General features: G+C 47.3%; 12 protein-coding genes. 2 read left to right on the top strand and 10 right to left on the bottom strand.

The genetic code is table 11. From position 1 onward, the window contains the following. Positions 1–30: 30 nt before the first annotated feature. Together GI364_RS05305 and GI364_RS05300 are read right to left on the bottom strand one after the other, a co-directional pair. Positions 31–1,839: a diguanylate cyclase gene (locus tag GI364_RS05305; RefSeq protein WP_198852649.1), complete on the bottom strand. Its 1,809-nt coding sequence runs from the start codon at positions 1,837–1,839 to the stop codon at positions 31–33. Position 1,840: 1 nt separating this feature from the next. Further along, complete coding sequence (locus GI364_RS05300) at positions 1,841–2,395, bottom strand: DUF5317 domain-containing protein (protein WP_198852648.1); 555 nt, start codon at positions 2,393–2,395, stop codon at positions 1,841–1,843. A gap of 615 nt (positions 2,396–3,010) precedes the next feature. Here GI364_RS05300 and GI364_RS05295 point away from each other — a divergent pair. Then, positions 3,011–3,814, top strand: a complete 804-nt coding sequence (locus GI364_RS05295; protein WP_198852647.1) for a glycerophosphodiester phosphodiesterase — start codon at positions 3,011–3,013, stop codon at positions 3,812–3,814. 40 nt (positions 3,815–3,854) lie between these two features. Here the strand turns inward: GI364_RS05295 and GI364_RS05290 are convergent, their stop codons facing one another. The 5 genes from GI364_RS05290 to GI364_RS05270 all read right to left on the bottom strand — a co-directional run bounded on the left by GI364_RS05290 (position 3,855) and on the right by GI364_RS05270 (position 10,146). Beyond that, entirely contained in the window at positions 3,855–5,435 is a 1,581-nt protein-coding gene (locus GI364_RS05290) for an FMN-binding glutamate synthase family protein (RefSeq protein WP_198852646.1), read from the bottom strand. A gap of 83 nt (positions 5,436–5,518) precedes the next feature. Further along, a complete protein-coding gene (gene mscL, locus GI364_RS05285; protein ID WP_198852645.1) occupies positions 5,519–5,974 on the bottom strand; it encodes a large conductance mechanosensitive channel protein MscL in 456 nt (151 codons plus the stop codon). Positions 5,975–6,178: 204 nt separating this feature from the next. Next, positions 6,179–6,913: a glycerophosphodiester phosphodiesterase gene (locus GI364_RS05280; protein ID WP_198852644.1), complete on the bottom strand. Its 735-nt coding sequence runs from the start codon at positions 6,911–6,913 to the stop codon at positions 6,179–6,181. Positions 6,914–7,445: 532 nt separating this feature from the next. Continuing rightward, the gene (locus GI364_RS05275; RefSeq protein WP_198852246.1) at positions 7,446–8,693 is read right to left on the bottom strand and encodes an IS4 family transposase; all 1,248 of its coding nucleotides are present in this window, start codon (positions 8,691–8,693) and stop codon (positions 7,446–7,448) included. A gap of 466 nt (positions 8,694–9,159) precedes the next feature. Continuing rightward, positions 9,160–10,146 carry a rod shape-determining protein gene (locus GI364_RS05270; protein WP_198852643.1) on the bottom strand — a complete coding sequence of 329 codons (987 nt, stop codon included), beginning with the start codon at positions 10,144–10,146 and terminating at the stop codon, positions 9,160–9,162. Between the two features lie 169 nt (positions 10,147–10,315). Here GI364_RS05270 and GI364_RS05265 point away from each other — a divergent pair, with 169 nt between their 5' ends. Next, entirely contained in the window at positions 10,316–10,651 is a 336-nt protein-coding gene (locus GI364_RS05265; protein ID WP_198852642.1) for a hypothetical protein, read from the top strand. 10 nt (positions 10,652–10,661) lie between these two features. Here the strand turns inward: GI364_RS05265 and GI364_RS05260 are convergent, their stop codons facing one another. The 3 genes from GI364_RS05260 to GI364_RS05250 all read right to left on the bottom strand — a co-directional run bounded on the left by GI364_RS05260 (position 10,662) and on the right by GI364_RS05250 (position 13,303). After that, positions 10,662–11,936, bottom strand: coding sequence for a Glu/Leu/Phe/Val family dehydrogenase (locus GI364_RS05260; protein WP_233096020.1), 1,275 nt, complete (start codon positions 11,934–11,936; stop codon positions 10,662–10,664). Between the two features lie 258 nt (positions 11,937–12,194). Continuing rightward, the gene (locus GI364_RS05255) at positions 12,195–12,608 is read right to left on the bottom strand and encodes a hypothetical protein (RefSeq protein WP_198852641.1); all 414 of its coding nucleotides are present in this window, start codon (positions 12,606–12,608) and stop codon (positions 12,195–12,197) included. Between the two features lie 83 nt (positions 12,609–12,691). Beyond that, positions 12,692–13,303 carry a YiiX/YebB-like N1pC/P60 family cysteine hydrolase gene (locus tag GI364_RS05250; RefSeq protein ID WP_198852640.1) on the bottom strand — a complete coding sequence of 204 codons (612 nt, stop codon included), beginning with the start codon at positions 13,301–13,303 and terminating at the stop codon, positions 12,692–12,694. Between the last annotated feature and the right edge of the window lie 208 nt (positions 13,304–13,511).

Raw genomic sequence — 13,511 nt, 5'->3', positions numbered from 1 at the left:
CTAAACGGGATCGCTAAGGCGCCTGTGCGTTTAAGCGCCCACATGGAGTGAATGAACTTTCAAGTCGAGAACAATCTCAGCAAATTTTTCTGCCAAATCCGGATCGAACTGCGTCCCTGCACAGTCTCGCAATTCCTTTATTGCTTCCTGTACACTCCTCTTTGCCTGATAAGGACGGCTGGAAGTCATAGCATCGAAGCTGTCCACCACAGTTAGGAGGCGCGCATAATAGGGAATATCGGTCCCGTCAATCCCGTCAGGATATCCTCTGCCGTCATAACGCTCATGGTGGTGTCGAATCATTTGATGGATAATCTCGTTGTCCAAAACCTGAGCAACCATTTCCTCTCCTGTAACAGGATGAACCTTAATCTGCTCCCACTCTTCATCGTTGACGCGGCCAGGCTTGGTGAGAATGTATCTGGGAATCTGGCACTTTCCAATGTCATGAAGCAATGCAGCACATTTGAAGTAGACCCAGTCTTCTTCAGGGATGCCGACCTGACTGGCTAAAGCAATGGCGTATTGCAGGACACGCTCACTGTGACGGTATGTATAGTGATCGACGTCACGAAGGTTTGCAACCAGTTCCTGCATTTCTTCGACGTTGACACCTTCAATTTCAGCCAGTTCCGGAACCAAGGAAAGCAAGTCCGATTTGTATAATTCGACGCGATTTCTGCCAAGGTTTTTCGCCTTGTACAAAGCCTCGTCAGCGTAAGCGATGACGTGATTGCGGTTTTTCGTCATATACGGAAATGATGAGACTCCAGTGGACACTGTGATGTGTTTTCCCGGCATACATTCAGTCCCGATAAATGCTGTATCAGCTATGGAATCGCACAGTTCTTGAGCCAGCTTTACAGCCCCGCTGAGAATGGCATTTGGCAAGATAACGGCAAACTCTTCTCCTCCGTAACGAAATACCGTTCCCTTGTCGCCAATAAATGTAACCATTTTGTCGGACAGTGTCTTTAACAGCCTGTCACCTTGAGGATGCCCCAGCGTGTCATTGTATGTTTTGAAAAAATCAACGTCCAACAGTAGAAGCGAAAACGGCTGGCCCTGTTCCACTAAACCAGACATCTGCGTTTGAAACTCTCTGTGATTATATGTATTGGTTACTTCGTCCTTGATGGACAGCGTCTTGAAGTGGGAGTAAATGCTAAAATAATGGCGGAATACTGAAGCTAAGCTACCCAGAACGAGGCTGAGGAAAAGTACGCCGGCAAGCCCTGTGTGCTGAAGAAGTACTATCGTTACGACTCCAAAACCCATCATCATGAAATAACTTAACAACACTTCAAGTTCAACGAAACCCTGAATACTCTGTGAGAAAGATACGCGTTCACGCAACATACGGTACATTGATACCAAAAGGATGTTTGCGACGAAATAAGAAGCGATAAACACCAAAGTATACGGGTGAGAGAAATTAAACGGCTTGCTAAGCTTACCCCCGATTGCCGTGAAAGCTTCAAAGCCCACATAGGAAGACAATCCAAACTGTACAGCATTGAAGATATGAATCTTCCAGTGACGAGGGGTTCTTAGAATGTTAAATACCCCAATCAACGTTACGGTCACGAATACGGAATTCATTCCCAAAGTTGTGCCTTCAGCCACCAACAAAGCTGATGTAAGAGTCAGGCCCTCGCCAGAAGGCAGAACAATGTCAAAAGCATCAAATATGAGTGCAAGTCCCCCTAGGACGAACGTCGAACGCCAAATGCCCAGAGTAAGGGGGCTGTACTGACTATGCCACAGCCACAAGAAGAAGATTAGTAGTATTGAGGAATATGCGTCAGTCAACCATGTACTTCGGGATCTGGATTTCAAACTATACTTCTCCTTGTGGCCCTTTGGATTTGAGCATCGAGGACTGTATAAATATAAAAACGCCAGCAGCGACCACCAAATCTCCCGCGCTCAATAAGGTTGGTATCGGGTAAGGATGTCCAACAAAAAATATGTCACCCAAATAATTCAGATGGGTGTGTATGGACATTGCAATCTGCTTACCGTAGGATCCAGCGATGAGGCTGTGAATCTGGCTACTGGAAGAAATTTTCTCGGCATCGGGTATATAGACTGGCATGCGTCCCCTATTAAACAGCATCACCGCGTAATTCATAACTATACCAATGAGAACTAAAAGAATTCCAAGAGATTTCCTATTTAGAAATGCTACTACTAGTACTGCTGTATACGTTATGAGGTCTATCATTCGAACATAGTGCGTATCAATAAAAATAGTCATAAACTGTACTGCAAAGGCGAGAATAATTATCCAATAAAAACGAAATTTCACGTCAACAAGGTTTTCCAACTTGCCTCCTCTAATCCACGCCACCAATACGGCAACTAAGATTAAAATGGCGGTATTAAAGACCACGGAACTCACCGTCCTAAAAAATACATGGAGGGGGAGTAATCTCCCCCAAGGATAACGATCAACTACGGTAGAATCTTATACCCCGCACTTACCGCCAACATTAATGTAGACAATACCACCAATACGCCTGCTACCTTCGCTGATTTCAATCGATTCACCTCCGTGGAAGAATAAGGATTGACCAAGGTCACTCTCGATGTTATCAGATAACACATTTTCATGAAAGATATTCCAAACTAGTATCGTAAACTATCGTGTCTATTTAAAGAAAAATTTAAGTGCATCAACTATGTTTCGAGATAATTTTAAGTTGCTTTCTAAATTATACCAGAGTTTTTCTAAACAGTCTTGTCTACTGATTCGACACAAGTGACAAAAACCTTCTTTTTATGTCGAATTCACTCACAAAATTCGACATAAGCTTTTGAATTTGCAGGTTGGCATTGTACACTTCACAATGAACCATACCTGCACATACCCTGTAGTGAATTGTACCTTAGACTATAAGGTCATCTAGGTATAAAATCATGGAACTCAAGACATAACTGGGCGCACTCGAACAAGGCTTGTCACAACAAAACACCACCGCCATTTTACACTTCCTTGGGGGACTCAATGATGAAATCCAGTCAGAATTCAACGTCCTTTTCCAGACGTAGATTTCCATCACAGTTTAATCAGCCAACTCAAACAGAGATTTGGGCACATCGTGGATTTTCGTCGCGCTTTCCTGAGAATACGCTTCCTGCCTTTGAAGCAGCTCTAGAGATTGGGGTGGATGGACTGGAGCTGGATATCCACAGATCAAAGGACGGGCATATTGTTGTGATGCACGATTACCAGGTGAGGAGGACCACGAACGCATCTGGATACATTTTCGAACTCACTCTGGATGAATTAAAATCCCTCGATGCGGGCCAGTGGAAGGGTCGACATTTCATTGGTTACGAAATACCTACATTAGCGGAAGTTCTCAGCCTTGTATCACATTGGAACAGTCCAGTCACGTTAAACATTGAAAGCAAATCAGGGAGGATTACGTACCCTGACCTGGAATCAGACGCATGGCAATTGGTAAAAGAGTATCACATGGAGCACCAAACCGTACTTTCATCGTTTAACCACCTTGCATTGCAGCAATTTAAGCAGACTTGCCCCGATGCATCAGTGGCTCCTTTGTACTGGGAAGGACTGGTCGACTCGTGGTTGTATGCTGAGCGGCTGGGAGCACCCGCTGTTCACCCTTTTAAAAACGCCTTCAATCACGAAGTCGTCAAGGCGTGCCACCAACATGGCATTAGGGTCCATGCGTTTGGAGTGGACGATGTTCGCACTGCAAGACGGCTGATAGCCTGGGGCGTAGACGCCCTTATCACAAACCATCCTGATGTACTGCTTGGAATCCAAGCGCGACCTTGACTTGTTGTCCTTCGCGCCTTAAAAGCCATACCCTGCCTTCTCACATTTTTTCATATATCTCCGCCAGCGTCTGAACCCGTCCCTGTGCATCTTTGTAGACCACATTCTGAGTGCTGAACTGAACTGGCGAATCCAATCCGGCTGCAGCCGCCAGCCGAAAGAGACCTTTTCGCAAGGTAATGACGTAATTAGCGACACGGTATTTCTTTTCGTCTACAACCAGGCCCTGCTGCAGATGCTCATCGGTCGTAGCTACACCCACCGGACATATATTTGCATGGCATTTTAACGACTGTATACAACCTATGGCAATCATAAGACCACGAGCGACATTGACTAAGTCAGCTCCCATAGAAAGGGCTATGGCAATCCTGTCGGGTGAAAACATTTTTCCGGAAGCAATGAGTATCACTCTGTCGCGAACTCCGTACCGCACCAGGGATTGGTGCATCAGAGGGAGTGATGATTTGATAGGCAGCCCGACACTGTCTGCCAGCTCTTGATAGGTGGCTCCTGTGCCGCCTTCCCCTCCGTCAATGGTGATAAAATCCGGGCCCGTGTGAGTCTTTGCCATAAACGAAGCCAATTCATCTGCTTCCTCCTTGCTCCCAACAACGATTTTTATTCCAACAGGCTTTCCTGTGTGTTCTTTCATTCGATTGATAAATTGGAACATTTCAGGAAGGCTATGGAACTCGTTAAACCTGTTGGGGCTGTCAATCGATTGGTACGGCTCAACCATACGAATGTCCGCAATCTCCTGCGTAACTTTTTCTCCGTCCACATGTCCGCCGCGTGCCTTGGCACCTTGCGCTAACTTCAACTCAAATGCCCTCACCTGAGAAATTTCACTCTTCTCCTTCAGCCTGTTCCAGTCGAAATTCCCGTCCTTATCCCGTACGCCGAACAGTCCGGGTCCAATCTGCATGATAATGTCAATGTCACCCTTCAAGTGATAGGGAGAAAGTCCGCCCTCACCCGTGTTCATCCAGGTTCCCTTCGCCATGGCAAGGCCCAAGGAAAGTGCTGAGATAGCATGATGGCCCAGTGCCCCAAAACTCATGGCCGACATACCCACTTGCCCTCTAACAACAAACGGGTAGCGGCAATCTCTCCCAATAACCACAGCATCTTCAGTGTTCAGCAGATAAGCGAGTGGATTGCTATTCTCAAACTTCTCTTTCCGGCTTGTAAACAGGGGATCCTTTAGCAACAAGTACTTCCGTGTCTCTACGGTCGCTTCCCTATCGAATTTCAGTTCCTGAGTCTGCTTGGGAAACAGAGCGTTTCGAATATAAAATCCAGCCTCATCGAAGTCACGGAGTGAACCAAAACTTAAAACATCACGTTGGTACTTTGCACTCTTAACCACCATTTCATAGTCAAAGCGTGAAAACGGCTTTCCTTCTGTGTCACTGTTATAAAGGTATTGCCGCAACTCTGGGCCGAGCTTTTCGAGAAAATACCGCATCTTCCCCAACAATGGATAATTTCGTAGAACGGGATGCTGTTTCTGATGTTTATCGTGATCATAAATAAGGCGAACTAGAACCAGCATTCCAATGAGAATGACAAGTCCGCCAATAAAGCCGACAATGACAAGATAATCCGCGAGGTTCATAGGCAGCGCTCCTGACTTGGAAAATGGGTCTTAAGACTTACTTTTTCCAATCAGAGGACGTCTTATTTTAGCTCGGGAACATCTTATTTTAGTTTGATTTTGGGCGCAGTCAGGTCAGCCGTACAGTGAGGGCACCTAGTCGCTTGTACTTGGATGACCTCCTTGCAGTACGGACACTTCGAGGCTGTTACTACCTTTGTCTTTTGACTGTTTCGCCGCAAAACGTTCAATTCACGCACCACAAAAAACAGAATAGCAGCAACGATGAGAAAGTTGAGAACATTTGTCAAGAACTCACCGTAATTCAGTGTCGGAGCCCCGGCTGCCTTAGCAGCAGCCAAAGACCTATAGTGGTGACCGGTCAGGCTAATAAACAAGTTGTTAAAGTTAATTTTGGCAACAATGAGTCCAACCGGCGGCATGATGATGTCATCGACAAGGGAATTGACGATTTTAGAGAACGCTGCTCCAATGATGATTCCAATCGCCATGTCCACAACGCTGCCCTTAAGGGCAAATTCCTTAAACTCCTCCCACAATTTTCTTCCCCCCAGAGCGGTCTGATGGCAGCCGCTCTCATCCAATGTCGACAAGCAGACATCTGAGATACCTTGTCCCATCCTGCTGCTTGTCAAGCCTGTCTTACTGACAGCTATATGTTAGGGGGACTTTTTTCATGAACGCAGGGTTATTTTTCGGGGGTGCAGACCAGCACGCTATTCGCAACACACACTGCTTTGTGTCTAAAGCAGTGTCAGGTCATCTACAATAAAGACTCTCACACCCATAGATCGGCAGTAGTCAATCTCTGCGGCTGTCCGCAAAGTCCAGACAACAAGTTCTAACCCTTCTTCGTGAACGCGATGGACCCATTGACTGTCAATCGATTCTATTGTCTCGTGCAAGCTGCTTAATGCAAGGGTACGGGCTGTGTAGAAAGGCGGCCACAGCTTTCCGGCATACAAAGCACCCAGTGCAATATCATTGTCAAGTTCCCTAATTTGCGCCAGCGCTTGATGATTGAAGGAAGAAATGAGCACCTGGTGTTTCTTCCCAGCTTGCTCAACCCTTTTCATCACAGCGTTGCCTAAGTCCGTAAAGTTTGCAGGCGTACCTTTCACTTCGATGTTTAGCGCGATGTGCTCCGGCAACCAATCTAACACTTCTGCCAAGCGTGGAACGTGAATACCTGAGGCTGCCCCATCGTAGAAGTGAATTCCTGCATCGAGTCTTGACACTTCTGCCCAGGTCGCATTTGCAACCATGCCGCTGCCGTTGGTTGTGCGGTCGAGAAATGCGTCATGAAGAACGATGACTTCTCCATCTGAAGTCATTTGCACATCCAATTCAATCATATGAGCGCCTAGTTCGACTGCTTTTTCAAAGGCCGGCATGGTGTTTTCCGGCATCTGTGCATTAGCGCCACGATGACCGACCCAGACCTCCTGTGTTCGTAGCAAGGATTGAATACGACTCAATCTCATCTCTCCATTCATCCTCGATTCCAATGTCAACCGCCGTGTTTGCACTACACATCGACGTTCCACATCGAACGTGATGAGTACATGAGTCATCATGCCGTGCTGACATTGTCTGCTTTCATTTTGCCAACATGGGCAAAGACCGCTTATCATAAGCAAATATAGCAAATCCATGTAAAGGATGAATGAAAAAAATATAAACGACGCGTAAAGATTTGCTGTGGAGTTTGAGTGCGACTATCGCCATCGCGAATCGCGAAAATGAGATTACACCAATGGATCATGAGGAGAACCCGGAACGGGCGAGTTCAAGGGGGGCAATCGGAGGTATTTAACACCATTAGCGATTATGACCGAGCCCGAAAATAGAGATCCGTCAGGTACTAGCGTTGCATTAACTTCAGTCGAAAATGTCAAGTGTTACGCGAGCACCGTTTCTCAGATAGGGTCAGAATATTTCGTGAATGAGCATTGAGGTGAATGAGCTAAAATGTCAAAGGGGATATAGACAGGTAGTCCGTTCCACATTTTACCTTATGAAGATGGGGTCGTACTCGCTGGTTTCTAAGTGCCCGACGTCTCCATTTACATATTGTTGTAAAGTTTGAGTAAAAGTCTGCTCATGGTTCATCCTCCTACGCCCACATGAACGCCGTGTCGGTGGTCGAGTCACGTAAAAGACGAATGTGTCAAATTTCTCGGCCCAATGACGTTGCAGGGATTTATAGACGGCGATCAGACGCCCGCTGTGTTTCACCCGTGCTTGCAGGAGTACAAGTAAGCAGAAGGTGATGAGCGCAATACGCAACTGGTTATAGACAGCATTCTCACTCTTGCCATAAAGCTGCTTCACTGTGAGATGTTGCTTAATCCACTTGAAGAACAGTTCAATCTGCCAGCGATTGCGGTACAGGTCACAAATCTCCTCAGCCGGTAAAGTCAGGTCATTGGTTAAGAAGATAACACGTTGCCCCTCTTTGTCTAAGGCCTCGATCCGACGGGTCGGATGCGCCATGCTCCGGAATTCGGAACCAAGCCGGATGACCGCATCACGTAACACAGGTGAATTCTCTGCAACGGGTCTTTCTTCTAACACTGCCATGGTGCCGGCATTGTGTCGGAGTCGTGTGACGAATTTGGTCCCACTTTGGCAATAGACGTCAAACTTTCGATAGTCGACGTAGCCACGGTCAAAGACAAACAGGGCATTTTCATCACAGGAAATGAGCTCATCCATTTGTGTTGTGTCTGCCGGCCTGGCTGGTGTAAGCGTTGCTTTATCCGGGTATACTCGTTCATTCATAAAGACGAGACGAAGGTGTAATTTGACGCCGGCTTTGTCTCGCTGGAAACTCGCCCATGGATACTGAGACAGGCACATAGTAATCGTGGAGGAGTCTACGAGATTCATTCGTCCTAACCGGTTTGTAGCCTTCTTCCATCCCAGAGCCTGAATGTTTTGGTCAACACACCGCCGAAAGACAGACTCAAGAAATCTCGTCTCCATCCGTAACTTGCGCGACAGTTGTGAGGTGCTGATGGATGCGAGACCAAGTTGCGCCTGCAGCTTTGGATCCTCATTTAAAAGGCCGCTGAGATTGGTCAATGATGTAACTTGTTGAATTTGTCCAAATACAAGCAGTTGAGTAAACGTGATAGCATCTAGCTTCTTCGTGTACTTGTCCAAACCCAAAGTTCGAATTTCGTCCAACATTTTCTCCGTATCCAAGGGAGAAAGGTATTTCATAAATGTGGATTTTGTAGTATCCTTGTCCATACTCTTTGGTTTCCTTAGTTTAGATTTGGACAGGACTACCTGTACTTTCTATTCTAAGGAAACTTTTATATTTCAGGGGTTACAGTTTCGTGAAGATTCCAATGATTGAAACAATGAAACTTGTCAACAGTACCCGTTGACAAGTCACAAAAAATTTAATGCAATGCTAGTATCCGTCAGGAGCTTATACGCATAGAGTTGGCCATATTGACTGATATAAGCTCTTCAGGGATGCTTAAACGGTTGTTTCCGCCGATTTTCGGCCATGACAAGCGCCATAAGCTCCTCTCAAGTGCTTAAGTGTACCCCTCCACGCTGACTCTAGCACATAAGCTCTTCTGAGAGGCTTATGCCCTCAATGCGAGTCAACCGAATGCTGGTACACTACACCAGTTCCCTCGACTGCACCTCATGCACCTCATGCACCTCATGCACCTCATGCACCTCGCGGGAACTGGCTGTCCATTTAGCTCACGTTCTGTTTCAGGCGTCCAAAGCGTCCCTTCGTTTCACCGGTCTCGTACCGCATGAGTCCACGGATGATACATAAATCGGGGGATTCCGCCGAAACGACCGGTATTTCAATGCGCTGACGCATACGTTCCAGGATGTACTGAGAATGGGCACCGCCGCCGACCAACATAATGCCTCTGTCCACAATGTCTCCAATCAATTCTGGAGGGCACGATTCAAGGGCTTCAACAATCAACTGCTGAATTGTATCCACGTAGCTTTCCAGAGACTTTTGCAGAAGCTTCTCATCCACCTTGCGCTTTCCAGGGAGTCTTGTCATCAGGTTTCTTCCGGATACCTCGAAGGCTTGTTCCCCTGGTGCGGCGCTGGCCAAATGTTTAAGACGTTCTGCAGAGGGTTGTCCGATTGTAAATCGGTATTCCTTTCTCAGCAATTCGACAATTTCATCGTCAATGGTTTTGCCGCCGACACTCTGGCGCCGACTGTGTACGACACCGCCCATGGACAAGATGGATACTTCTGTCGTTCCTCCACCCAAGTTAACTATCATACACCCGGTTGGATCCTCAATCGGTAGCTCCGCGCCCAAGGCTGCAGCAACAGAAGCGTCAACAAACTCAACCCGCCTTGACGTTCCTGCGGAAGCGGCTTCCTTTAAAGCCCCTTTTTCAACATCAGTCAGTTTCCAAGGTGATGAGAAGACAATATTGTAACGGTTTAAGTATTTGCTGGGAGAGCACTTCCCAATAATGTATTTGACGGTGTCCACTGCAGCGTCCAAGTCCTTAACAATTCCATCTTCAACAGGATAAGCAAGACGAATACCTCTGGGAATACGGCCAATCATACGGTTTGCCTCAGTGCCAACGATGACTTGACTGCCGCGATACGCCACGACGGAAGGCTCATTCACAAGCACTCCCTTCTCTTTCGTACCTGCACGAAAGTGGGAGGTGCCAAGATCGATAAATATATTCATATTGTCGGACATCCTTTCGCTGACTTGTCTGAGGAAGAGGGGAACTGATTTTATATAAAGTCTTCGTAGTCTAGTACCTGAATTGTGAGGGTTAAATCATAGATTTTGATATTGGGCTTGTTTCCTTTATCATTAGAGAAACAGCATTACAGGAAGGCAGGTTGATGAAATGATTGCGCTCCACAGTATTATTGGGTTAATTCTGATTGTGTTCATGCTCTGGATCGTCTTCCAACACTTACGAGGCGGTACAGCCGGAATGGATTCTAAGCGCAATCGTATGGCGTTTATCGGCCTGCTGGACTTGCAGGTACTGTTGGGGCTTATTACCTATATCATTCACCACCCCGGCGGATGGTTTCTATTTCACCCTTTGTTGATGCTCACAGCTGTGGTTATTCTCCACATCTACACAAAAGACACCCGGACCAAACGCACACAAGTGCAAGCGTACGTCTGGGCAGGTGTCTTAATGATTGCCGGTATGATTATGGGATTGGTGTAACCTAATTAGGTTACACCCACCCTCTTTCTGTCATCGCATTGGTGACGCGCTGCAACGCAATCATATACGCCGCTACACGAAGCGTAGTTTCATATTTTTTCGCTAGGTTGCTAACGGCGTGATAGCTGTCTACCATTACGGTCCGGAGTTCGTCAAGAACCCGGTCGTTTTTCCAATAAAATCGCGTAACATTCTGAACCCACTCAAAGTAGGAGACTGTTACACCGCCAGCATTGGCCAGCACATCCGGAATGACCACAATTCCTTTTTCGGCCAAAACCTGGTCTGCGTCTGGTGTAATCGGGCCATTCGCTGCCTCCGCAATGATGGATGCGTGGATTTTGTCTGCATTCTCGGCCGTAATCACATTGCCCAAAGCAGCCGGTATCAACACATCTGCTTCCAGTTCCAACAATTCATCTTGAGTAATACGTAACAGTGCTTCATCATCCACGACCGATCCCGTCTCTTTCAACACACTCAGATACTCCACATCGAGACCGGCGGGCGAATACACAGCACCCCTTGAGTCACTGACTGCAAGAATGTGAAAGCCAAGGTCAGACAGCAGCTTGGCAGCAGTTCGACCGGCGTTCCCAAAGCCTTGTACGACAGCTGTAGCACCCTTCATGTCTTTTCCCTTTTCTTTCATAGCTTCTACTACAGTCATGACACAGCCTCTGGCGGTCGCCTCGCTTCGGCCCTGTGAACCGCCGATGGACAAAGGCTTTCCCGTAATGGCTGCAGGAGAGTAGGTCTGTTGCATTCGACTGAGCGTGTCCATCATCCAGCCCATAACTTTAGGATTGGTGTAGACATCAGGAGCCGGGATATCCTTGTCAGGGCCAATAATCTGGGAAATGGCCTCAATAAATCCCCGACTGACTCGTTCCAGTTCGCCTGTGCTGAGCGTGCGCGGGTCACAGATAACTCCACCTTTTGCCCCGCCAAAGGGCAACCCTACAACCTGACACTTAATCGTCATCCACATGGACAACGCTTTGACTTCATCCACATGGACTTCCGGATGAAATCGAATTCCGCCTTTGCCAGGCCCTCCCGCATCATTGTGCTGTGACCGGTATCCCTCAAACACTTGGACCGAACCATCATCCATTCGTACCGGAAAGGACACAGACAGCACACGCTGGGGCCGCTTTAAAATCTCTACTACATCTTGGTTCAGCCCCAAGACTCCTGCTGCCAGCTGAATTTGACGCTGGGCAATGAGATAAGGATTCAGCGTTTCGCGCTCCTGTAACACTGTTGAACTCGACTCAGCCAAAGGGCAGACACTCCTTTTTGATAAATCTGCAGAATCTAATTTTTTTGAAGTTAAACATTAACACACATTTTAGCAGGGGAACTAGGGCTTGAACAGAAATATAACACACATTTCGTTAATTAGCGCACATTAATTCACCGATATCCGTTATTATGCTATACAATAACTTTACAATCGCGCATAATATTCCTTCGAATTATTTCCCAGATCAGTACGTTCCTTCTATCTGCCCTCTCACGGTTTCCGTGTGCAGGAATGCTAATGCAACACCCATTGATATTTTCCCATGAATCTTTGTGCTGTAAAGTACCAGAGGATTTGCAAGCTGACAAGCAGATAAGGTGTAAGACAGGCGGCAAGGTATGCTGCAGACAAGCCTTGATACGAAGCGCGAGGAAGCCATTCCCACAGACGGAGAAGAGGTGAAGTCCACATTTCGAGTCCGCCGTTCATCCATTCGTTTAACTGTCCATGTTCTATTGTCCAGAAACTTAGTGCTGATAGGCTGAGTCCGGGAAGTTGAGCCAGGATGATGTTCAATATCAGCGAGAGATGCTTTCCGGTCCGCTTTCCCCATGCATCTGCATAGAAGAGCAGAGCAAACAACCACAACAAAACAATGCTCATGTGCAGCCAACGGGGAACGAGTTCAAAAACAGACCACAGTACCATCAGGAAATAACTCCCGGAGAATACGCGAAATGGATGAGGAAGACGATGTTTTTGCGTCGGACTATTAGTGATTCTGGGTGACCTCATACCTGAGACCACCGTTTTATGGTGGTGAGTTTGGGACTGTGAACGAGATCGTCCGGAACGATCCAACGATGACGGGGGCACAGCCTCACACCCTGCCGTTGAAATGCCTGCCACACCAACTTACTGCAGTACTGACCACGTGAGTCGCAGACTGGAGAAAAGGGGTCGTACGGTTTTCCTACGTCTGCCAATGCGGTTTGAACTGCCTTCTCGCGAAGTGCCTTGGGTGCTTTTACCCGTAAGACCACCACAGCTTGATAGGTGCTGTAGGCTGAGACCGGGCGCCGGATAGTGCCTCGAACAAAGTCGTTGGAATCCACCGCTTCTCCTTTTCCAACATATAGGACCGCATGTGTCCAATATCCGTACCCGCCCTTGGGATTGTGGCACGCAATAATGTCTCCCGGTTCCAACCCTGTCTCTGAAATTCGGAATGAGTGTCCGGGGAACTCACCGCTCAAATGCCCGCGCGGGATTTCCTCTGCAAGGTTACGGACAAGCGTGAGTTCTGAAGATGCAGAGACCCATTCACCAGGGCACACGCCTACTGTTACGACAGCCAGCACAACCAGTCCCAACAGCCACACTTCAGGGAATGAGCGCAGCATAAAAAACAATCTCCTTCAGCGGCTGATCTCACAATCGTCAAACGTTGTGGTCTTCTCAGAATTCCCGTTGCGATCTGTTTCATCCATTTGATGAAACAAATAACATGAAGAAGTAAATGAGGTGGACCAACAGGTCGTGTCGAAAGAAGCTGTACGTATCCAGTGAATTCCGGCACTCCGACTACGGCGAAGCCGCACCCAGTGAATC

The sequence above is a fragment of the Alicyclobacillus sp. SO9 genome (assembly GCF_016406125.1).
Lineage (GTDB): Bacteria > Bacillota > Bacilli > Alicyclobacillales > Alicyclobacillaceae > SO9.
The sequence above is the reverse complement of the archived record's forward strand: the minus strand, read 5'-3'. Positions and strand labels throughout refer to the sequence as shown.

Coding starts and splice junctions, on each gene's coding strand:
- GI364_RS05295 (WP_198852647.1), top strand. CDS start 3,011: ATGATGAAATCCAGTCAGAATTCAACGTCCTTTTCCAGACGTAGATTT.
- GI364_RS05290 (WP_198852646.1), bottom strand. CDS start 5,435: ATGAACCTCGCGGATTATCTTGTCATTGTCGGCTTTATTGGCGGACTT.
- GI364_RS05275 (WP_198852246.1), bottom strand. CDS start 8,693: ATGGACAAGGATACTACAAAATCCACATTTATGAAATACCTTTCTCCC.
- GI364_RS05270 (WP_198852643.1), bottom strand. CDS start 10,146: ATGAATATATTTATCGATCTTGGCACCTCCCACTTTCGTGCAGGTACG.
- GI364_RS05265 (WP_198852642.1), top strand. CDS start 10,316: ATGATTGCGCTCCACAGTATTATTGGGTTAATTCTGATTGTGTTCATG.
- GI364_RS05255 (WP_198852641.1), bottom strand. CDS start 12,608: ATGGTACTGTGGTCTGTTTTTGAACTCGTTCCCCGTTGGCTGCACATG.
- GI364_RS05250 (WP_198852640.1), bottom strand. CDS start 13,303: ATGCTGCGCTCATTCCCTGAAGTGTGGCTGTTGGGACTGGTTGTGCTG.